The following is an 18,976-nucleotide window of genomic DNA, read 5'->3' on the forward strand; positions in this document are numbered from 1 at the left end:
AATTCAGTCGGGAAGACCGCCATGCCCCATCCCAAGGTCGACGCCTATATGGAAAAGGCCGGTAAGTGGGCCGAGGAATTCGCCAGGCTGCGGGCGATCGCGCTGGATTGCCCGCTGGAGGAGGACTTCAAGTGGGGCAACCCCTGCTACACCTCCGACGGCGCCAACATCGTCCTGATCCACGGCTTCAAGGACTACTGCGCCCTGCTGTTCTTCAAGGGCGCGCTCATGAAGGACCCCAACGGCATCCTGATCCAGCAGACGGAGAATGTGCAGGCCGGCCGCCAGATCCGATTCACCAACAGCGGTGAGATCGCCCAGTTGGCGCCAACGCTGAAAACCTACATCCTGGAAGCCATCACCGTGGAAAAGGACGGCCTGAAGGTGGATTTCAGGCCGACCCGGGAATTCGCCGTGCCCGAGGAGTTCCAGGAGCGCCTGGACGGGGATCCCGCCCTTAAGGCGGCGTTCGCCGCGCTGACGCCAGGCCGCCAGCGCGGCTACCTGCTGCACTTCTCATCCGCCAAGCAATCCAAGACCCGGGCGGCGCGCATCGAGAAATGCGCGCCCCTGATCCTGGCCGGCAAGGGGCTGGACGATTAGTCGGCGACGATGCGGGCGCGCAGGTCGGCGTGGGTGAAGCGCAGCGCGTTTTCCGGCACCTCCGACCAGGGGCCGATGAAGTCGCCGGCCATGTAGTGGAAGCCGGCACCGTCGGCGTAAGAGGCCATCAGGCTGGTGTCCACGCCTTCCACGCCCGCGTGCACGCGCAGACGCAACGCCTCGTGGGAGAAGCGTGACAGCTCCGGTCCCCAGCGCTTGGGTGAGGCGCCGGGCGGCAGCAGCATGGTGACGATGTAGATGCCGGCCGCCGCCAGAGCCGGCAGATCCTGACAGCCGCTTTCCACCACGGCGATGACCACCCGGCTGAACTGCTTCAGGAACGCCACCATCTCGGTCGCCCGGCTGACCGGCACCCCCTGGGGGAAGCCCACGACATGGAAGGCCAGGAATGCCGCCAGTTCCTTCGGAATGGCCTGCAAGGCCGCCAGATATTCGCGCCGCCGTGCGATGCCGGCCAGCGTCTCGAAATGCACCGGCACGGACAGGAAACAGCGGAACTGGTTGCGGTACAGTTCGCCGTAGACCTCCATGGTCTGGCGCAGCACGTCCAGGTCCAGGCCCAGGATCTGCTGCATGTCCTGCGGGTCGGCGGCACAGTCGTAGCCCCAGAGCGGCAGGCGCCCCCGCCGGGGCCGCATGGCCCGGGCGAGATAAATGGACAGCACCTCCTTGCGCACATCCCAGATGGGACGGTAGACGACCTGCACCGGTTCTTCCTGCGGGGCAGCATGGGCCCACCAGGGACTGGCCTTGTCGGCGCCGGTCTCCGCCGCGACCGCCGCCCCCGCCAGCGAGGCGGCGCCCGACAGCATTTCATGCAGGCTGCTGCTCTGGAACAGCAACTCCCCGTCCATCTCATGCACGGCGGAATGGATGCGCACGGCGGCGGTGTCGACATCGCCCAGCAACAGGCGCTGCAACTGTTCCACCAGCTTGGCGCAGACCAAGCCCGCCTCCGTCCGGCCCAGCTGATGGAAGACGACGATATAGCCCTCCTCGCCATGGCGGAACCAGGCATCCCGGGGGTTCAGCATCTGCCGCAACAGGCGTTCCGCCAGCATATGCACCCGGTCCGCCACACGCGGCCAACGCGCGCCCAGGCGGCTGCGCAGGCTGTCCAGCCCCACCATGTGCAGGCTGCCGGCGGCAGCCTGGGTCTGAGCCTGGAAAATGGCGCGCAACTTGGGGGCCGCCTCGGTAAAGTGCCCGCCCGTCTCTTCCCGCTGTGCCAACCCGTCCATGCCCGACAATCCCGAAAAACTCCCCGTCCCTAGGGCTTCACATTGCCGGTCGGGTGGTTAAGAAAGGCTTGTCGCCGAAGCCCATCCCCGCGCCCCTGCGACGGCGGGGAGAGCGTCAGGCCCCCCGTCCCGCATCCATCCATGCGGGCCCTCAGGTCGGTGCGGGAGGCGTCGTGCGAGAGGCGCTTGAGTTCCGTTCCTCAGTGCCGGGTACGGAAGCCATTAAGAAACCCTTGCCGCCCTCACCCCCGCCAGGCCACCAACACCGCGCCCAAAGCGATGAAGGCCACCCCCAACCAATTGGGTGGGCTGAGCTTTTCGCCCAGGAACAGCACGCCGAACAGGGCGACCAGCACCACGCTCATCTTGTCGATGGGGGCGACCCGCGCCGCCTCCCCCAGCTTCAGCGCCCGGAAATAACAGAGCCAGGATGCGCCGGTGCCCAAGCCGGACAGCACTAGGAACAGATAGCTGCGGGCCGACACGCTGCCCGGCGGCTGCCACTGCCCGGTGATGGGCAGCAAGGCGGCGATTACCAGCAGGATCACCGCCGTGCGGACCAGGGTGGCGAAGTCGGAATTCACCCCCTCCACCCCCACCTTGGCCAGGATGGCGGTCAGCGCCGCGAACAAGGCCGACAGCACGGCCCAGAATTGCCAGGTCAGTTGGGGGGAGTTCATGACAGGAGACCTTCGCCGGGGTGGGGTCACCATCCTGCCAGCACCTGTCACGCCGGGAATGCTAAATTCCCCGTTACCAGCCTAACGACAGGGACCCTTATGGCTCACGATCCCAAGAAACTACAGACCATCATGGCGGCGGCGGTGCCGGATCTGGAACTGACCTACAAGCCCATGTTCGGCGGCATCCTGGCCTATGCCGGGGGCAAGCCCGTCGCCTCGCTCTCCGACGTCGGGCTGGCGCTGAAGCTGGCGGGGGCGGACCAGGCGGCGCTGCTGGCCCTGCCGGGCGCCAAGCCGCTGCAGTATGGGCCGGACCAGCCGGTCAGCAAGACCTACGTCCTGGTGCCGGACGGCCTGCTGGATGATGCTTCCGCCTTGCGCGACTGGGTGCACAAGGCGGCGGCGCAGGCGGCCAAGGCACCGGCCCGGAAGAAGAAGGACTGAGGCCTATTTGCGCCGCTTCACGTCGCCCTCGGCCACAATCATGTAACCGGGGGCGCCGGGGGGCAGCATCTCGAACTTCACGTGCAGGGTGCCGGCGTCCACCTTGGTGTAGCCCAGGCGGAAGCCCGGCGTCGCGGGCGTGGCATCGGCCAGGAAGGTCACGCTTTCCCCGGCCGTCACCTGGGCGCCGGTGTAGTGGATGGTGTGCTGGCCATCCAGATAATTGGCATGCATAGTGCCGTCCTGCGGATAGATCAGCATGATCTGGTCGAAGCCGGCGCCCGGTACCGGCCTGCCGTCCTTGCCCATCAGGTCCGTGTGGTCCCGGCGCAGCAGCCCGCCGCCGCCGGCCACGGCCTGGATGGTGGAGGTGCCGCGCGCCGTGCCGCCGTCCGCCGTGTTGCCCCCGCCGCTCCAATCCCCAAGCAGGAAGCCCAACGGCGCCAGGGCGGGCGCCAAGGTGGGCGGGTTTTGCTGCGCCCGGGCGGTGGTGCAGGCCAGCATCAGGGCGGCGGCCAGGAACAGACGCATGGGGGGACCTCCGGACAGGGCGCCGCAACTTCACCATACCCCTGCAAAAAACGGAAACACTCTCCAACATCTGCGTGGTTGACGGCGGGCCGCCCGCCTGCTGATAGTCGCCGAAATTCGACATGGCTGCCCGCGGCCGGCCTTGATCCTTAAAACAGTCCCTGGCCCGCGGCCCGGGGGCGGATGTAACGGCGTCCGCGTGCCACCCCTCTCCCGCAAAAGCGGGGCGGACGGGCGCCATCAGGGAACACCCATGTTCGATATCGCCAGTGTTGACTGCACCGAGTCCACGGCCCCGGCCGAGTTCGTGCGTTCCATGCACGAGACCGGCTTCGCCGTGCTGCGCAACCACCCCATCGATCCGGCGCTGATCGACCGCCTGTACAGGGAATGGGCGGCGTTCTTCGCGTCGGAGTCCAAGATGGACCACCTGTTCTCGCCCGAGACGCAGGACGGCTATTTCCCCTTCCGGTCGGAAAACGCCAAGGGCAGCCCCATCAAGGACCTGAAGGAATTCTATCACGTCTATCCCAACCGGCCCCTGCCGGCGGGCGTGAAGGAGGCGACCGAGGCCATGTACGCGGCCCTGACCCAACTGGGCGCCGACCTGTTGGGATGGCTGCAGCAGCATACGCCGGACGCGGTGAAGGCCAAGTTCTCCGTCGCCCTGCCGGACATGATGGCGGGCAGCACCCAGAGCCTGTTCCGCGTGCTGCACTACCCGCCCCTGGCGGATGGCTTCGAGCCGGGTGCCGTGCGCGCCGCGGCGCATGAGGACATCAATCTCATCACCCTGCTGGTCACGGGCAGCGAGCCCGGCCTGCAGGCCAAGGATATCGCCGGCAACTGGCACGACGTGCCCTGCGACGCCGGCATGATCGCCGTCAACGGCGGCGACATGCTGAAGGAGGCGTCGGGCGGCTACTTCCCGGCGACCACCCACCGCGTGGTGAACCCGCCGCCGGAGCACAACGTCTCGCGCTATTCCATGCCCATGTTCCTGCACCCCCGGCCGGACGTGCGCCTCAGCGACGCCTACACGGCGGGTGAGTACCTGGACCAGCGGCTGCGTGAGATCGGCCTCAAGAAGTGATGCCGCATGCCGCCGGGCCGGTGGCCTCGGGCGCATGGTTCGGTGTAGGAAGGGGGGCCATCCGGCTCCCCTTTCGCCTTTCCGGGACCAGCCCATGACCGACCGCCCGTCCGCGACCGCCCCCATCGACCGCCTGCTGGCCATCATGGCCAGGCTGCGGGACCCCGACGGCGGCTGCCCCTGGGATCTGGAACAGGACTTCCCCACCATCGCCCCGCACACCATCGAGGAGGCGTATGAGGTGGCCGACGCCATCGAGCAGGGCGACATGGCGGCGTTGAAGGAGGAACTGGGCGACCTGCTGTTCCAGGTGGTGTTCTACGCCCAGATGGCCAGCGAGCGGGGGCTGTGGAACTTCAACGACATCACCACGGCGCTGAGCGACAAGATGGTGCGCCGCCACCCGCATGTGTTCGGTGAGCAGGTCGGCGCCGTGGCCGACGCCACCGACCAGGTGAAGAATTGGGAAGCCCAGAAGGCGGGGGAGCGCGCGGCCAAGGCCGCCGCCAGCGGCGCCAAGGCCTCCGCCCTTGATGGCGTCATCGGCGGCCTGCCGGCCCTGACCCGCGCGGTGAAGCTGCAGAAGCGCGCCGCCCGCGTGGGCTTCGACTGGACCCAGGCCAAAGAGATCCTGGACAAGATCGAGGAAGAGATCGGCGAGCTGCGGGCGGAGATGGAGCACGCGGTGCCGGAGAAAGCCCGCATGCAGGATGAGCTGGGCGACCTGGTGTTCGCGCTGGCCAACCTGGCGCGCCACATCGACATCGACCCCGAAACCGCGCTGCGCGGCACCAACGCCAAGTTCGAGCGGCGCTTCCGCCAGATCGAGGCCTGGCTGGCCGAAGGCGGACGCGGACCGGCGGACGCGACCTTGGAAGAGATGGAAGCCCTGTGGCAGAAGGCCAAGGGCCTGGAACGCCAAAGCAAATAAGGAGGCAGTCTGATGAGTTACGCCCCGCCCCACATCCCCGCCATCGTCCTGATCTCCGGCGCCACCGGTGACTTCGGCACCGCCTTCGCCCGCCGCTTCGCGGCCTTGGGCAGCCGCCTTGTCCTGACCGGCCGCAATACGGAGAAGTTGACGGCGCTGGCCGACAGCCTGGACGTGCCCACCCACACGCTGGCCTTCGACGTGCGCGACCGCAACGCCATGGAGGCGGCGGTGGCCAGCATCCCGGCGGACTTCGCCGAAATCGACCTGCTGATCAACAACGCCGGCCTGGCCCTGGGCATGGAGCCCGCGCAGAAGGCCAACCTGGACGACTGGGAGATCATGGTCGACACCAACGACAAGGCGTTGGCGATCATGACCGGCCTGATCCTGCCGGGCATGGTGGAGCGGGGACGCGGCCACATCATCAACCTCAGTTCCACCGCCGGCAGCTACCCCTACCCCGGCGGCCATGTCTATTGCGCCTCCAAGGCCTTCGTCACCCAGTTCAGCCTCTGCCTGCGGGCCGACCTGCTGGGCACCGGCGTGCGCGTCACCTCGGTGGAGCCGGGCATGGTGGAAACCAGCTTCAGCCTGGTGCGCTTCAAGGGCGACGCCGAGAAGGCGGCCAAGGTCTATGCCGACACCACGCCGCTGACGGCGGAGGATGTGGCGGAGTCGGTCACCTGGGCCGCCACCCTGCCCCCGCATTTCAACGTCAACCGCGTGGAAATCATGCCCACGGTCCAGGCCCCGGCCGGCCTGGCTGTTCACCGGTTCAAGAAGAACTGAAACGGTCGGCGTCCAGCCGACAGCAAATCAGGCCCGCCTTGGCATCCTTTCCCCAGTCTGAGAGACTGGTGTCAGGGTCCCAAGCGCGGGCCGATTTCTTTTAAGGTATGTCTTTTCGGGGCATATTTTTTCGGGGCTGGGGGGCCTGATGGCCGAGTTGCCGTTCTTTTCCGTCATCGTGCCCACGCACAAGCGGGCGCCGCTGCTGCGCCGGACGCTGGCGTCCATCAATGCCCAGCGCGAAGGCGTGGGCGGGGTGGAGATCCTGGTGGTTTCCGACGCCATCGACGGCGACACCGACGCCGTCTGCGCCGAGCTGCTGACCCCCGCCGACATGTACGTGCGCCGCAACGGTCCGTCCGGCCCGTCGGCCAGCCGCAACATGGGCCTGAGCCTGGCCAAAGGCCGTTACATCCTCTTCCTGGATGAGGACGACGCCTGGTACGAAGGCTTCCTGGCCGCCCTGAAGGACCAGCCGGCGGTGCGCCAGGGCCTACCGGTCTATTTCAACTGCGCCATCGTGAATGAGCGCCGGGGCGCGGATGCCGCCATCCTGTCGGAGGGGGGCGTTGATATGGCCGGCCGCCTGACCGATGAGATTTACCTGAAGAACCAGATCCCCATCTGCTGCTTCGCCTTCCCCCGCGCCCTGCTGGCCGGGCTGAAGTTCGACGTGCACATGCGGGCGTACGAGGATTGGGAATTCATGCTGGCGGTCTATGCCCGGCAGAAGGCTCAGCACGTGCCGGTCATCGGCGCCCGCATCTTCAAGGACAGCGCCGCGGAGTCGGAGCGGCGCGGCGTCAGCCAGCAGTCCCACGACTACAACGCCGTGTTCGACTACCTCTACGTCTACCGCCGCCACAAGGCCCCCGACACCGACCTGGGACAGCGGCGCGCCGCCTTGCTGAACAGCTTCAACATCACCGTCACGCCCGAGATGGTCTGACCGGTGCCGCACGACCTGGGCGCGCTGGAGAGCCGCACCCTGTTCTGACTGTGGACGGGACATGGGGCGCTGCTGGACCGAAAACCGCCGGATCTGCGGCGCCATCCGGCCATACACCCGCTGGACCGCCAGCCCAGCTTTATCCGTTACCGCTAGCTGGCGGTACGACCGCTGCCGTGCTGGTGCTGGCGTTCCAGTCGGGCGCGTCGGCGCCGCCCAGCGTCTTGAGGAAAAAGCCGTACTGCTTGCGAAGGGCATAGCGGATGGGGCCGGTGGAGCGGCCGGCGGAATGCCCCTCGCCCGGCACCACCAGCAAATCGAAGGTCTTGTCCGCCTTGATGAGGGCATTCACCACCTGCATCGTGGACGACGGGTCGACATTGTCGTCCAACTCGCCCACCACCAGGGCCACCTGGCCCGTCAGCCGGTGGGCGTTGTCGACGTTGGATGACCGGGCGTAGCTCTCATCCACCGGCCAGCCCATCCACTGCTCATTCCAGCTGATCTTGTCCATGCGATTGTCATGGCAGCCGGCGTAGCAGAACGCGGCCTTGTAGAAGTCGCCGAAGAACAGCAGGGCGGCCAGCGAACTCTGCCCGCCGGCGGAACCGCCGTAGATGCCCACGCGGGTAATGTCCAGCTGCGGATACTGCGCGGCGGCGGCCTGCCACCACTGGATGCGGTCGGGGAAGCCGGAGTCCTTCAGGTTCTTCCAGCACACGTCGTGGAAGGCCTTGGACCGGTTCATGGTGCCCATGCCGTCGATCTGGGCGACGATGAAGCCCATCTCCGCCTGGGCCTGCATGCCGATGACCTTGTCGCCGCCGGAATGGAAGCCGAAGGGCCAGAAGGTCTTGGGCACGAAACTGTCGTGCGGCCCGGCGTAGATGTTCTCGATGACCGGATAGCGGCGGCCGGGGTCGAAGCCCAGGGGACGAACGATGACGCCCCAGATGTCCGCCTTGCCGTCGCGGCCCTTGGCCTTGAACACCTCCGGCGGGCGAAAGCCGGCGGCCAGCAGGCGGGTGATGTCGCCCCGCTCGATCTCCGCCACCAGGGACCGGTCGGCGGTGCGGCGCAGTTCCATGACCGGGGCCATGTCGATGCGGGAATAGGTATCGACGTAGTAGGCCAGGTCGTCGGACAGGCTGACATCGTGGTAGGCATCGGCGGTGGTTAGCGGCACCAGGTTCCGGCCGTCGAAATCCACGCGGTAGTAGTGCTGGAAGTACGGGTCCTCCCCCGCACGCATGCCGCTGGCGGCGAAATAGATCTGGCGGCGCTCATCATCCACCTTGGCCACGTGGCGCACCACCCAGTCGCCCTTGGTGATCTGGCTCTTCACCTTCCCGGTGCGGCCGTCGATGAGATAGAGGTGGCTCCAGCCATCCCGTTCCGACAGCCAGATGACTTCCGCGCCGCCCTTCTTCACGTCATGGCGGAAGCGGCGTTCGTTGTTCACGAAGGTGGCGGCCGTCTCCGTCACCACGGCGCGCGGGGTGCCGGTGGCGGCGTCGATCTCGATCACCCGCACCATCTGGTGGCCACGGCGGGTGTACTCGAACACCACGGTGGCGCTGTCGGCCCGCCACTCGAAATCCGTCATCAGGTAGGGGTTGGGGAACAGGGCCGCGTCGATGTCCAGCTTCCGTCCGGGCGCGCCGGTGCCAGGCACATGGAACAGCACCGGCTGCTCCTGGTCCACGGCGTCACCCGGCTTGGGGTAGAGCTGGGTGTGCAGCTTGGGTTCGATCTGGTCCTTGGGCGAGGATTCCACCTTGTGCACGTCCCGCCGATAACCGGGCCGCACCCGGTAGAGGATCAGCTTCCGCGAATCCGGCGACCAGGCGATGGTCTCGCCATCATAGAAGTCGCCCTCGCTGCCGTCGGTGCTGAGCGGCGTCACGGTACCGGTGGCGACCTCGCGCAGCGCCAAGTTCTGGTTCAGGATCAGCGCCTCCCACCGTCCATCGGGGGAGGCCTTGGGGCCGGTGTCGCCCGGTTGGGCCAGGTCGCGCACCACGCCGAAACCCCGGGGCCGGCGGCCGCCCTCCTCCGGCTCCCGCTTGCAGGCATAGTCAGACAGCCGGCAGGACCAGTCCGCCTCCTCCCACTCGAAGGTCAGGGTCTGGCCGTCCTCGCTGAAACGCGCCCGCTCGAACGGCAGATGCAGGCCGGTGAAGCTTTGCCCCGCGACCTTGCTGAACTCCGCCGCCAGCCGGTCATGGTCGAAGGCGGGCTCCTTCCGCAGGGTGGCGGCATCGACCGTGGTGAACTGGAAGCCGCCCGGCACGGTCTTGCGGTACAGCAGGCGCCCGCTCTTGCCCACCCAGCGGGCGGGCCAGGCCACATTCTCCGTCAGGCCCATCCAGCGGTCGCGCAGGGACAGCGCGCGCTCGTAATCCGCCTCCGTCGGCACCGGCCCGGCGGCGGGCGCCGGCCCTCCCCCCACGGGAACGGGTGCGGCCGTCTCCACCGCCGCGCGGGCGCCCAGGGCATGGGCCGCGGCGGCGGCGGCAGGCAGGGCGGCGATGAACGAACGACGGCGCATGAACGGCTCCCCCATGATAGGAGATGCCATTTAAGAGTTTATACAATATCCTATTCAAGGGATTTCTGAACGCGGACCTGCCATCGTCAGGCCGTCACGTTCTATTTCACCAACCAAGATGCACTTAGAATCGGTACACTGGTACCGACGTATGAGAGGTCCATCATGAGCAAGCGCACATCCGTCAGCCTCGATCCCCATTACACCAAGTTCGTTGAGGAACAGATCAACGAAGGCCGTTACGATACGGCCAACGATGTAGTGCGCGCCGGTCTCCGCCTCCTTGAAGAACACGAAACCAAGCTGGCCGCCCTACGCTCGGCATTGGTCGATGGTGAAGAGAGCGGTCCGGTAACGGACTTCGACTTTGAGGATTTCATCGCACGCAAGCGGACCGCCCGGCCGTCGGACCGATGACAGACCGCTATCGGCTCAGGCCCGCCGCCGTCAGGGATCTGGAAGCCATCTGGGACTATACGGAGTCACGATGGGGTGTTGGCCAAGCCGAAACATATCTGCGACAGCTTTGGCATCACCTCAGGATGCTTGCGGCCCAGCCGGACTTAGGCAGGTCTTGCGATGAGGTCAGGCCCGGCTATTACAAATACCCGGCCGGCTCCCATCTTCTGTTTTATAGAACGACAGCCGCTGGCATCGAAGTTGTCCGTGTCCTGCATGAACGGATGGACGTTAAGCGTCATCTATAGGGACGGCCGGCGTTGTCGCCCGGTAACCGTTCCCGCATAGCGCCGATCAATTCCCGGGGCTCATCGACGGCGAAGGCCAGCGCGGTCACGGTCAGGGTGGGCCGCAGGAAGCGGCGGCGCGTTTCCGGGCCGGAACCGTCCAGCCCTCCTGTCACGCGTCGAACAGCACCGAATACAACGCGCGCCAGCTGTCGGCATCCGGGGCCATCAGCAGGCCGCCGGTGCGGTCGGTGGGATTGTACGGGCTGGCGTCCAGCTTGGCGGCATGGCCGCCGGCCTCGGCATACAGGAACGCGCCCGCCGCGTGGTCCCAGGGCTTGATCATGTTGTTCAGGCTGAAGTGCGCCTGGCCGGTCAGCAGGTCCAGGTAGTCGTGTGCGGAGCAGCGCTGGGTGTAGGCTTCCGCCACGCGTTCCCGCCGCTGGGTCAGCTGGCGACGCATGTCGCTGTCGAAGAAACGGATGTTTGCGATGCCGCGCATCTGTTCCACCGCCACCGGCGGCAGGGCGACGCAGCGGGTGCCGGCCTCGGCGGCGTCGGCCCCCACCAGCCAGGCGCCCTGGCCCTGCCGGCCGCGCACGGTGCGCCGGCCCACCGGATCGTGAATCCAACCGGCCACGGTGCGGCCATGGGCGGCCAAGGCGACGATGACGCCGAAGCGCGGCTTGCCGGCCACGAAATTGGCGGTGCCGTCGATGGGGTCCACGATCCAGACGGGATCCGCCCCCAGCAGGCGATCCAGCACGGCGGGGTCAGCCGAAACGGCCTCTTCCCCCACGACGGTGCTGCCGGGCAAAAGCGCCGTCAGCCGGGCGGTCAGCGCCCGTTCCGAGGCCTCGTCCGCCACGGTCACCAGGTCGCCCGGTCCCTTCTCGCGGATATCGCCGCCGTCCAGGTGCTGGAAGCGAGGCAATATTTCCGTTTCGGCTACGGAACGAATAAGGGCGTCGACAACGGCCACATCAATGGCGGGGATGTCGGTCGCAGGCAGGGGCGCGGTCATGGGGACATCTATGGTTGGCGGCGGCGGTCGTGCCCCCTAGGAATAGAATCGATAGGCCAAACCATAAAGCCCCAAAAAGAAAAGGGACCGCCCCCTGGATGAACCAGCTGACGATCCCTTTCTTCAAACCAGGCCGGGAAGCCGGGCCGCAGGATGATGCAAGGGCTTAGAAGCCCATGCCACCCATGCCGCCCATGCCACCCATCCCGCCACCCATGCCGCCTTCCGGCAGGGCCGACTTGGGCTCGGGCTTCTCGGCGACCATCGCCTCGGTGGTGATCAGCAGGCCGGACACGGAGGCGGCATGCTGCAGGGCGGTGCGCACGACCTTCGTCGGATCGATGACGCCGAAGGCGAACATGTCACCGAATTCACCGGTCTGGGCGTTGTAGCCGAAGGCCGCGTCATTGTTGTCCAGCAGCTTGCCGACAACGATGGAACCGTCGGTGCCGGCGTTGAAGGCGATCTGACGGACGGGCGACTGCAGGGCCTTGCGGATGATGTCCACGCCCACGCGCTGGTCGTCGTTCACCGGCTTCACATTGGCCAGTGACCGGGTGGCGCGCAGCAGGGCGGTGCCGCCGCCGGCCACCACGCCCTCTTCCACCGCGGCGCGGGTGGCGTGCATGGCGTCGTCAACGCGGTCCTTGCGCTCCTTCACCTCGACCTCGGTGGCGCCGCCGACGCGGATGACGGCAACGCCGCCCGCCAGCTTCGCCAGACGCTCCTGCAGCTTCTCACGGTCGTAGTCCGAGGTGGTCTCCTCGATCTGCGCCTTGATCTGGCCGATGCGCGCCTCGATGTCGGCCTTGGCGCCGACACCGTCCACGATCGTGGTCGCGTCCTTGGTGATCACCACCTTCTTGGCGGTGCCCAGCATGTCCAGCGACACGTTCTCAAGCTTGATGCCCAGATCTTCGGAGATGACCTGGCCGCCGGTCAGGATGGCCATGTCCTCCAGCATCGCCTTGCGGCGGTCGCCGAAACCCGGGGCCTTCACGGCGGCGATCTTCAGGCCGCCGCGCAGCTTGTTCACCACCAGGGTGGCCAGCGCCTCGCCTTCCACGTCTTCCGACACGATCAGCAGCGGGCGGCTGCTCTGCACGACGGCCTCCAGGACCGGCAGCAGGGGCTGCAGGCTGCCCAGCTTCTTCTCATGCAGCAGGATGTAGGGGCTTTCCAGCTCGGCCGTCATCTTCTCTGCGTTGGTGACGAAGTACGGCGACAGATAGCCGCGGTCGAACTGCATGCCCTCGACGACTTCCAGCTCGGTGTCGAAGCTCTTGGCCTCTTCCACCGTGATGACGCCCTCGTTGCCCACCTTGTCCATGGCCTTGGCGATCATCTCGCCGATCTCGGCCTCGCCGTTGGCGGAGATGGTGCCGACCTGGGCGATCTCACCGGAGGTGGAGACCTTGCGCGACTGGCCCTTCAGGTCGTCGACGATGGCGGTCACGGCCAGGTCGATGCCGCGCTTCACGTCCATCGGGTTCATGCCGGCGGCCACGGCCTTCACGCCCTCGCGCACGATGGCCTGGGCCAGCACGGTGGCGGTGGTGGTGCCGTCACCGGCGACGTCGTTGGTCTTCGAGGCCACTTCGCGCACCATCTGGGCGCCCATGTTCTCGAACTTGTCGGCCAGCTCGATCTCCTTGGCGACGCTGACGCCGTCCTTGGTGATGCGCGGGGCGCCATAGCTCTTGTCCAGGACCACGTTGCGGCCCTTGGGGCCCAGGGTCACCTTCACGGCGTCGGCCAGGATGTCCACGCCGCGCAGCATGCGGTCACGGGCATCCGTGTTGAACTTCACGTCCTTGGCAGCCATTTTAAATTCCTTTTTCGTTTTCCCTCAGGCGCCGGGCGCCGGCATCCGCCGGCTTGGCTTCCTCGCTGCGCCCTGCGGTGCTCGCTCCGGCGGACGCGGTCGCGTCCTATAAGAGCTGAAGTTGCGCTTGAGCCTTGGCTTTATTCCAGGACGCCGAGCAGGTCGGACTCGCGCATGATCAGCACGTCCTTGCCGTCGATCTTGGCCTCGGTGCCGGACCACTTGCCGTACAGCACCTTGTCGCCGGCCTTCACGCTCAGGGCGACGATCTCGCCCTTCTCGTTGCGGGCGCCGCTGCCCACGGCCAAGACTTCACCCTGCTGGGGCTTTTCCTTGACGGTGTCGGGGATGATGATGCCGCCAGCGGTCTTCTGATCCTGCTCGATGGGCCGGATCACCACACGGTCGTGCAGGGGCCTGAAACTCATTTGGAACCTCCAGGAATGGGCGCCGCCCCCTTCTCTTGAAGCGGACCGGCGTCGGGTGGCCGGCACCTTAGAGCAGATCGTGCGAAGGCGGAACCGCCTTGGCACCTGAATCTGCTCGCAGACAGACAGAGCCATAGCCGGCTGTCGTTCTGACTTAACACAGCCGGCTATGGCCCAGCCGCTGCGGCGGCCGGAAGCGCGGATGCGCGGGCGCGGTACGAATGGTGGGGGGTTAGGACGCCTGGACCTGCCTGTCCGGGGCAACCCGTTCGGCAAGCGGTGGGGTCTCGGTCACGGAACAGCCAGGGAAGCGGTCACGGAAACGGGCCACGTCCGCCGGCTCCAGCGCCACCGTCAGGTGGGCGTTGTCGTCGTCGTCCTCACGCTCCGTCACCTCGCCCTTGGTATAGAGCCAGGCGATGGCGGCACCATCGCTGACCGGCACGCCAACCTTGACCACGTCGCGGCCCGCCACCATGCGGCGGTCCAGGACGTTGAACAGGCTTTCCAGCCCGTCGCCGGTCAGGGCCGACACAGCCACCAAGCCATCCGGCCGGCGGCTCTGGCGCACCAGGGTCTCGCGATCCAGAGGCGGCAGCTTGTCGATCTTGTTCAGGACCTCGACCACCCGGGGATCGGTCTCCGCCTCGATACCCAGTTCAGCCAGCACCGTCTCCACGTCCCGCTTCTGCGCCTCGCTGTCCGGATGGGCGGCGTCGCGCACATGCAGGATGATGTCGGCGGCCAGCACCTCCTCCAGGGTGGCACGGAACGCCTCAACCAGATGGTGCGGCAGGTCGGAGATAAAGCCCACCGTATCCGACAGGATGATCTTGCGGCCCGACGGCAGGACGATGGACCGCATGGTCGGGTCCAGCGTGGCGAACAGCAGGTCCTTGGCGAACACGTCCGCCCGCGCCATGCGGTTGAACAGCGTGGACTTGCCGGCATTGGTGTAGCCGACCAGCGCCACCACCGGATAAGGCACGCGCTCGCGCGCCTTGCGGTGCAGGCCGCGGGTGCGCCGCACCTCCTCCAGCTCCGCCTTCAGCTTGATGATGCGGTCGCCGATGAGGCGGCGGTCCATTTCCAGCTGGCTTTCGCCAGGGCCGCCCAGGAAGCCGAAGCCGCCGCGCTGGCGTTCCAGATGCGTCCAGGACCGCACCAGGCGCGAGCGCTGGTAGGTCAGCGCCGCCAGTTCCACCTGCAACTGGCCTTCACGGGTACGCGCACGCGCCCCGAAAATCTCCAGAATCAGGCCGGTGCGGTCGATGACCTTGGTCTTGAGGTCGCGTTCCAGGTTGCGCTGTTGCACAGGCGACAGCGCATGATCGACCACGACCAGGCCGATGCCCAGCTCTGCAACACGCTTGGCCGCCTCTTCCAAGTAGCCGCCGCCCAGCAGGGTGGCAGGCTTGGGCCGCGTGACGCGCACGCACTCCGCCGCCACCACGTCCAACTCGATCGCGGCGGTCAGGCCAACGGCCTCTTCCAGCCGCGACTCCGGCGGACGCTTGTCGTCGAGTTCTTCGCGCAGGATGGGATGGATCACCAGGGCGCGCCGGGCGGATTTCTCCGCTGGCGCTGCCTCCGGCAACCCCTCTACGTTCAGGGGAGAAAGGAGGGCGGGCTCATCCGCCGGACGATCCGTCACAGCGCCGCCGTCCTTCCCGTCAACCGGCCGGGCCACCCCATGACGGGGGGCCGCCGACTGTTTACGCTCATCAATCGTGGTCGCCTTCCTTGGCCGATTCGAACAACTGGATGGGGTGGGCCGGCATCACGGTCGAAATCGCATGCTTGTAGACCAGTTGCGAATGGGCGTCGCGGCGCAACAGCACCGAGAAATTGTCGAACCAGGTGATGATGCCTTGCAGCTTCACGCCGTTGACGAGGAAGACCGTCACAGGGGTCTTGTTCTTCCGCACGTGGTTCAGAAACACGTCCTGAACGTTTTGCGACTTTTCGGACATTGCATGCCTCGCTCTTTATTGGGGCCCTCTATGGAGCGCCCGGGGTTGCCTTTCCGGCGGTTATGGAGCCGTGCGTGAAAGTGCCGGCGGCCCCGGGCACACCCCGGAGCGTCCGCCATCCTAGCACAGGAAGTGATATGGGGTGCTAGAGCCCATCCACCAAGGTGCAAAGTTCGTCACAGCCGGCAAAGCGGCGATGCGGCGGGTAAACACTCAGCGCGCCCTCCCCATGCGGGGTGGCCCCCACCATCAGGGGTAGGCAGCCCGTGCGATGCGCGACTTCCATGTCGACGTCGGCGTCCCCCACGAACCACACGTCCGGCCCCGGCGCCAATCCTGCCGGTTCCAGCGCCAGGTGCACCGGCGCCGGATGCGGCTTGTCGGCCTCGGCGTCACCGGCCCCCACCAGAGCGCCGCACCAGCGGTCCCAGCCCAGGGCCCGGGCCTCGGTGCGCAGGAAGCGGCCGGTCTTGTTGCTGACCACGCCGACATAAACGCCGCGCGCGGACAGCGCCTCCAGCAACTGGCCCGCCCCCGCCAGCGGGTCGAGGTAGTCCAGGTGGTGGGTTTCGAAATGGGCGTAGAAGATGTCCCGCGCCCGCTCCCACCCGTCGCCGAACAGCGCCGGGAAGGCGTCGCGCAGGCTCTGGCGCACGCGGGTGTAGCTTTCCTCAAGCGTCCAGACGGGCATACCGAAGGCTTCCAGCGCCGCGTTGGTGGCGGCATGGACGCAACGCCAGTTGGTGATCAGGGTGTTGTCCCAGTCGAACAGCACGGCCTTGGGCAAGGCCAAGGCGGGGGCGGCCCAAATGGGGGCAGAAAGGATATCGCGCGCGGTCACGGTCACAGCTTGGTCACCACAGGGTCATCTACCCCCACATGCGCCAGATAGGCCTGGCGCAGACGCCGCCCCAGGGGACCCGGCACCCCATCGCCCACCGGCTTGCCGTCGATGCGGGTGACCGGCACGCAGAAGGTACTGGCGCTGGAGATCAGGGCTTCCCGAGCAGCGTACGCTTCTTCCACCGTGAACGCCCGCTCCTCAAACGGGATACCCGCCGCCTCGGCCTCGGCCAGCAGCGACAGGCGGGTGATGCCGTTCAGGATGCGTGTGCTGGCCGCACGGGTGACCAGCACACCTTCCTGGGTGACGATCCAGGCGTTGCTGGAGCAGCCCTCCGTCACCGTGCCGTCCGGATCGACCTGCCAGGCCTCGAAAGCGCCCGCCTCGGCCGCACGCTGCTTGCCCAGCACCTGGGGCAGCAGCGCCACCGACTTGATGTCGCGCCGGGCCCAGCGGATGTCGGGGATGGTGATGACCGAGACGCCCTTTTCCAGCTGCGGCGGTGCGCTGAACTTGGTGGAACGGCAGGTGACCACCAGCGTCGGCGCCGGGTCCACCGGAAAGCGGAAGTCGCGCGGCGCCTCGCCCCGGGTGATCTGGACGTAAACCAGGCCGTTGCGCACCCGGTTGCGGCGCGCCACCTCGCGCATCACGAAGCGTAGGCTCACGGGGTGCATGGGCCATGGCAGATCCAGCTCGTTCAATGAGCGGGACAGGCGGGCCAGGTGGCCGTCTTCGTCGGCGAAGACACCATCGACCACCGACACCACCTCATAGACACCGTCGGCGAACTGGAAACCCCGGTCCTCGATATGGACATGGGCGCCGCCGTGGGCCACGTAGCGACCATTGACATAGGCTGTCCGCGGCATGGGATGAACCTCACCTTAAATCTTAGGAAGCGACAGATATCACTGATATATCAGTTATTTGTCGCTTATTCCTCACCCTTCCCCTCGCCCCGCTCATTGCCATGCACGCCCAAGGACTTCAGCTTGCGGTGCAGTGCCGAACGCTCCATGCCCACGAAGGACGCGGTGCGGGAGATGTTGCCGCCGAAGCGGGTGACCTGGGCCAGCAGGTATTCGCGCTCGAACACCTCGCGGGCGTCGCGCAGCGGCAGGGACATGATCTCCCCGCCCTTTTCCCAGCGCAGCACCGTCGGGGTGATGGAGCCGATCTCCGGCGGCAGCATGTCGGCACGGATGGGCTCATCCGGGTCGCCCGGCACCATGATTAACAGCCAGTCCATGACGTTGCGCAGCTGGCGCACGTTGCCCGGCCATTCATAGGCCTGCAGGGCCGCCATGGCGTCCTCGCCCAGGACACGCTGCGGCAGACCCGACGCGGTGGCGGAGCGCTGCAGGAAATAGCGCGCCAGCAAGGGGATGTCCTCCCGCCGTTCCCGCAGCGACGGCACCTTCAGCGGCACCACCGCCAGGCGGTAGTACAGGTCCTGGCGAAACTGCCCCGCCTCGATCTCGGCCGCCAGGTCGCGGTTGGTGCTGGCGATGACGCGGACGTCCACCTCCACCCGGGTGCTGCCGCCCACGCGCTCGAACGTCTGTTCCTGCAGCACGCGCACGATCTTGCCCTGGGTTTCCAGCGGCATGTCCGCCACCTCGTCCAGGAACAGGGTGCCGCCGTGCGCCTGCTCGAAGGTGCCGACCTTGCGGCCCGCCCCGTCGATGGGATGCTCCGTCCCGAACAGCTCCACCTCCAGCCGGTCGGGCCGCATGGTGGCGCAGTTCAGCGCCACGAAGGGGCCATCGGCGCGGCGGGAGTGTTCATGGATGATGCGGGCCACGATCTCCTTGCCGCTGCCCGGCGGCCCGCTGACCAGGACACGGCTGCCCGTGGGCGCCACCTTGTCCAGCGACTGGCGCAGCTGGTTGATCATCAGCGACCGGCCGATCAGCTCCACCTCGCCGCCGGCGCGCAGGCGCAGCTCGCGGTTTTCACGACGCAGGCGGGCGGCCTCGATGGCGCGCTCCACCAGCAGCAGCAGGCGGTCGGACTTGAACGGCTTCTCGATGAAGTCGTAGGCGCCCTTCTTCAAGGCCGCCACCGCCGTCTCGATGGTGCCGTGGCCGCTGATCATGACCACCGGCACGTCGGGATGATCACGCTTCATCTCATCCAGGATCTGCAGGCCGTCCAGGCGGCTGCCCTGCAGCCAGATGTCCAGGATGATCAGGCTGGGCCGGCGGGCGGCGACCGCGGCCAGCGCCTGGTCGGCGTCCGCCGCCTCGCGGGTTTTCATGCCTTCGTCTTCCAGGATGCCGGAGATCAGCATCCGGATGTCGGCCTCGTCATCGACGATCAGAATATCATGCGCCATGAGTCAACGCCTTTGG

At 67.0% G+C, this 18,976-nt stretch carries 20 protein-coding genes; 8 read left to right on the forward strand and 12 right to left on the reverse strand.

From position 1 onward, the window contains the following. Positions 1–21: 21 nt before the first annotated feature. Entirely contained in the window at positions 22–603 is a 582-nt protein-coding gene (locus tag FBZ89_RS17670; protein ID WP_145751203.1) for a YdeI/OmpD-associated family protein, read from the forward strand. Here FBZ89_RS17670 and FBZ89_RS17675 read toward each other — a convergent pair. Both FBZ89_RS17675 and FBZ89_RS17680 read right to left on the reverse strand, forming a co-directional pair. Next, a complete protein-coding gene (locus tag FBZ89_RS17675) occupies positions 600–1,865 on the reverse strand; it encodes a hypothetical protein (RefSeq protein ID WP_145751204.1) in 1,266 nt (421 codons plus the stop codon). The two genes, FBZ89_RS17670 and FBZ89_RS17675, sit on opposite strands and share 4 nt — an antisense overlap. A 242-nt stretch (positions 1,866–2,107) precedes the next feature. Further along, positions 2,108–2,545, reverse strand: coding sequence for an EamA family transporter (locus tag FBZ89_RS17680; protein WP_145751205.1), 438 nt, complete (start codon positions 2,543–2,545; stop codon positions 2,108–2,110). A 99-nt stretch (positions 2,546–2,644) separates the two neighbouring features. Here FBZ89_RS17680 and FBZ89_RS17685 point away from each other — a divergent pair, with 99 nt between their 5' ends. Continuing rightward, positions 2,645–2,992 (forward strand): TfoX/Sxy family protein, encoded by a 348-nt coding sequence (locus FBZ89_RS17685; RefSeq protein WP_145751206.1) that lies wholly within the window; start codon positions 2,645–2,647, stop codon positions 2,990–2,992. A 3-nt stretch (positions 2,993–2,995) separates the two neighbouring features. On the opposite strand, the gene FBZ89_RS17690 is transcribed toward FBZ89_RS17685, so the two are convergent. Next, positions 2,996–3,523, reverse strand: a complete 528-nt coding sequence (locus tag FBZ89_RS17690) for a hypothetical protein (protein WP_145751207.1) — start codon at positions 3,521–3,523, stop codon at positions 2,996–2,998. Positions 3,524–3,776: 253 nt separating this feature from the next. Here FBZ89_RS17690 and FBZ89_RS17695 point away from each other — a divergent pair, with 253 nt between their 5' ends. The 4 genes from FBZ89_RS17695 (at position 3,777) to FBZ89_RS17710 (ending at position 7,288) form a co-directional block, all read left to right on the forward strand. Then, a complete protein-coding gene (locus FBZ89_RS17695; protein WP_145751208.1) occupies positions 3,777–4,616 on the forward strand; it encodes an isopenicillin N synthase family dioxygenase in 840 nt (279 codons plus the stop codon). Positions 4,617–4,710: 94 nt separating this feature from the next. After that, positions 4,711–5,547, forward strand: coding sequence for a nucleoside triphosphate pyrophosphohydrolase (gene mazG / locus FBZ89_RS17700; RefSeq protein WP_145751209.1), 837 nt, complete (start codon positions 4,711–4,713; stop codon positions 5,545–5,547). A 12-nt stretch (positions 5,548–5,559) separates the two neighbouring features. Then, positions 5,560–6,339 (forward strand): SDR family NAD(P)-dependent oxidoreductase, encoded by a 780-nt coding sequence (locus FBZ89_RS17705; RefSeq protein WP_145751210.1) that lies wholly within the window; start codon positions 5,560–5,562, stop codon positions 6,337–6,339. 148 nt (positions 6,340–6,487) lie between these two features. Continuing rightward, the gene (locus tag FBZ89_RS17710; RefSeq protein WP_145751211.1) at positions 6,488–7,288 is read left to right on the forward strand and encodes a glycosyltransferase family 2 protein; all 801 of its coding nucleotides are present in this window, start codon (positions 6,488–6,490) and stop codon (positions 7,286–7,288) included. A gap of 139 nt (positions 7,289–7,427) precedes the next feature. Here FBZ89_RS17710 and FBZ89_RS17715 read toward each other — a convergent pair whose 3' ends face one another. After that, the gene (locus FBZ89_RS17715; protein WP_246172301.1) at positions 7,428–9,839 is read right to left on the reverse strand and encodes a S9 family peptidase; all 2,412 of its coding nucleotides are present in this window, start codon (positions 9,837–9,839) and stop codon (positions 7,428–7,430) included. Positions 9,840–10,004: 165 nt separating this feature from the next. Between FBZ89_RS17715 and FBZ89_RS17720 the strand changes: the two genes are divergently transcribed. After that, positions 10,005–10,256 (forward strand): type II toxin-antitoxin system ParD family antitoxin, encoded by a 252-nt coding sequence (locus FBZ89_RS17720; RefSeq protein ID WP_145751212.1) that lies wholly within the window; start codon positions 10,005–10,007, stop codon positions 10,254–10,256. Continuing rightward, positions 10,253–10,546, forward strand: a complete 294-nt coding sequence (locus FBZ89_RS32070) for a type II toxin-antitoxin system RelE/ParE family toxin (RefSeq protein WP_145751213.1) — start codon at positions 10,253–10,255, stop codon at positions 10,544–10,546. The genes FBZ89_RS17720 and FBZ89_RS32070 overlap by 4 nt, the downstream gene beginning before the upstream one ends. Before the next feature lie 151 nt (positions 10,547–10,697). Here the strand turns inward: FBZ89_RS32070 and FBZ89_RS17730 are convergent, their stop codons facing one another. From FBZ89_RS17730 to ntrX, 8 genes are all read right to left on the reverse strand, one after another. Next, a complete protein-coding gene (locus FBZ89_RS17730) occupies positions 10,698–11,549 on the reverse strand; it encodes an inositol monophosphatase family protein (protein WP_186457418.1) in 852 nt (283 codons plus the stop codon). Between the two features lie 166 nt (positions 11,550–11,715). Further along, entirely contained in the window at positions 11,716–13,374 is a 1,659-nt protein-coding gene (gene groL / locus FBZ89_RS17735; RefSeq protein ID WP_145751214.1) for a chaperonin GroEL, read from the reverse strand. 140 nt (positions 13,375–13,514) lie between these two features. After that, positions 13,515–13,802 carry a co-chaperone GroES gene (locus FBZ89_RS17740; protein ID WP_145616338.1) on the reverse strand — a complete coding sequence of 96 codons (288 nt, stop codon included), beginning with the start codon at positions 13,800–13,802 and terminating at the stop codon, positions 13,515–13,517. A 232-nt stretch (positions 13,803–14,034) separates the two neighbouring features. Continuing rightward, on the reverse strand, positions 14,035–15,399 hold the full coding sequence (gene hflX, locus FBZ89_RS17745; RefSeq protein ID WP_484213823.1) for a GTPase HflX: 1,365 nt from the start codon (positions 15,397–15,399) through the stop codon (positions 14,035–14,037). 127 nt (positions 15,400–15,526) lie between these two features. After that, positions 15,527–15,775 (reverse strand): RNA chaperone Hfq, encoded by a 249-nt coding sequence (gene hfq, locus FBZ89_RS17750; protein WP_040843434.1) that lies wholly within the window; start codon positions 15,773–15,775, stop codon positions 15,527–15,529. Positions 15,776–15,920: 145 nt separating this feature from the next. Next, entirely contained in the window at positions 15,921–16,622 is a 702-nt protein-coding gene (locus FBZ89_RS17755; RefSeq protein ID WP_145751215.1) for an HAD family hydrolase, read from the reverse strand. Next, entirely contained in the window at positions 16,619–17,491 is an 873-nt protein-coding gene (locus tag FBZ89_RS17760; protein WP_145751216.1) for a D-amino-acid transaminase, read from the reverse strand. The genes FBZ89_RS17755 and FBZ89_RS17760 overlap by 4 nt, the downstream gene beginning before the upstream one ends. A 65-nt stretch (positions 17,492–17,556) precedes the next feature. After that, positions 17,557–18,960: a nitrogen assimilation response regulator NtrX gene (gene ntrX, locus FBZ89_RS17765; RefSeq protein WP_145609327.1), complete on the reverse strand. Its 1,404-nt coding sequence runs from the start codon at positions 18,958–18,960 to the stop codon at positions 17,557–17,559. Positions 18,961–18,976 lie beyond the last annotated feature (16 nt).

Origin of the sequence: Nitrospirillum amazonense (assembly GCF_007828045.1) — a bacterium.
Lineage (GTDB): Bacteria > Pseudomonadota > Alphaproteobacteria > Azospirillales > Azospirillaceae > Nitrospirillum > Nitrospirillum amazonense_C.

What these genes read in the sequence shown, in the direction of transcription:
- FBZ89_RS17680 (WP_145751205.1), bottom strand. Translation starts at nt 2,545, where the DNA reads ATGAACTCCCCCCAACTGACCTGGCAATTCTGGGCCGTGCTGTCGGCC.
- FBZ89_RS17705 (WP_145751210.1), top strand. Translation starts at nt 5,560, where the DNA reads ATGAGTTACGCCCCGCCCCACATCCCCGCCATCGTCCTGATCTCCGGC.
- hfq (WP_040843434.1), bottom strand. Translation starts at nt 15,775, where the DNA reads ATGTCCGAAAAGTCGCAAAACGTTCAGGACGTGTTTCTGAACCACGTG.
- FBZ89_RS17670 (WP_145751203.1), top strand. Translation starts at nt 22, where the DNA reads ATGCCCCATCCCAAGGTCGACGCCTATATGGAAAAGGCCGGTAAGTGG.
- mazG (WP_145751209.1), top strand. Translation starts at nt 4,711, where the DNA reads ATGACCGACCGCCCGTCCGCGACCGCCCCCATCGACCGCCTGCTGGCC.
- FBZ89_RS17695 (WP_145751208.1), top strand. Translation starts at nt 3,777, where the DNA reads ATGTTCGATATCGCCAGTGTTGACTGCACCGAGTCCACGGCCCCGGCC.
- FBZ89_RS17710 (WP_145751211.1), top strand. Translation starts at nt 6,488, where the DNA reads ATGGCCGAGTTGCCGTTCTTTTCCGTCATCGTGCCCACGCACAAGCGG.
- FBZ89_RS17675 (WP_145751204.1), bottom strand. Translation starts at nt 1,865, where the DNA reads ATGGACGGGTTGGCACAGCGGGAAGAGACGGGCGGGCACTTTACCGAG.
- FBZ89_RS17740 (WP_145616338.1), bottom strand. Translation starts at nt 13,802, where the DNA reads ATGAGTTTCAGGCCCCTGCACGACCGTGTGGTGATCCGGCCCATCGAG.
- FBZ89_RS17730 (WP_186457418.1), bottom strand. Translation starts at nt 11,549, where the DNA reads ATGACCGCGCCCCTGCCTGCGACCGACATCCCCGCCATTGATGTGGCC.
- FBZ89_RS32070 (WP_145751213.1), top strand. Translation starts at nt 10,253, where the DNA reads ATGACAGACCGCTATCGGCTCAGGCCCGCCGCCGTCAGGGATCTGGAA.
- FBZ89_RS17715 (WP_246172301.1), bottom strand. Translation starts at nt 9,839, where the DNA reads ATGCGCCGTCGTTCGTTCATCGCCGCCCTGCCTGCCGCCGCCGCCGCG.
- FBZ89_RS17760 (WP_145751216.1), bottom strand. Translation starts at nt 17,491, where the DNA reads ATGCCGCGGACAGCCTATGTCAATGGTCGCTACGTGGCCCACGGCGGC.
- FBZ89_RS17690 (WP_145751207.1), bottom strand. Translation starts at nt 3,523, where the DNA reads ATGCGTCTGTTCCTGGCCGCCGCCCTGATGCTGGCCTGCACCACCGCC.
- FBZ89_RS17685 (WP_145751206.1), top strand. Translation starts at nt 2,645, where the DNA reads ATGGCTCACGATCCCAAGAAACTACAGACCATCATGGCGGCGGCGGTG.
- FBZ89_RS17720 (WP_145751212.1), top strand. Translation starts at nt 10,005, where the DNA reads ATGAGCAAGCGCACATCCGTCAGCCTCGATCCCCATTACACCAAGTTC.
- groL (WP_145751214.1), bottom strand. Translation starts at nt 13,374, where the DNA reads ATGGCTGCCAAGGACGTGAAGTTCAACACGGATGCCCGTGACCGCATG.
- ntrX (WP_145609327.1), bottom strand. Translation starts at nt 18,960, where the DNA reads ATGGCGCATGATATTCTGATCGTCGATGACGAGGCCGACATCCGGATG.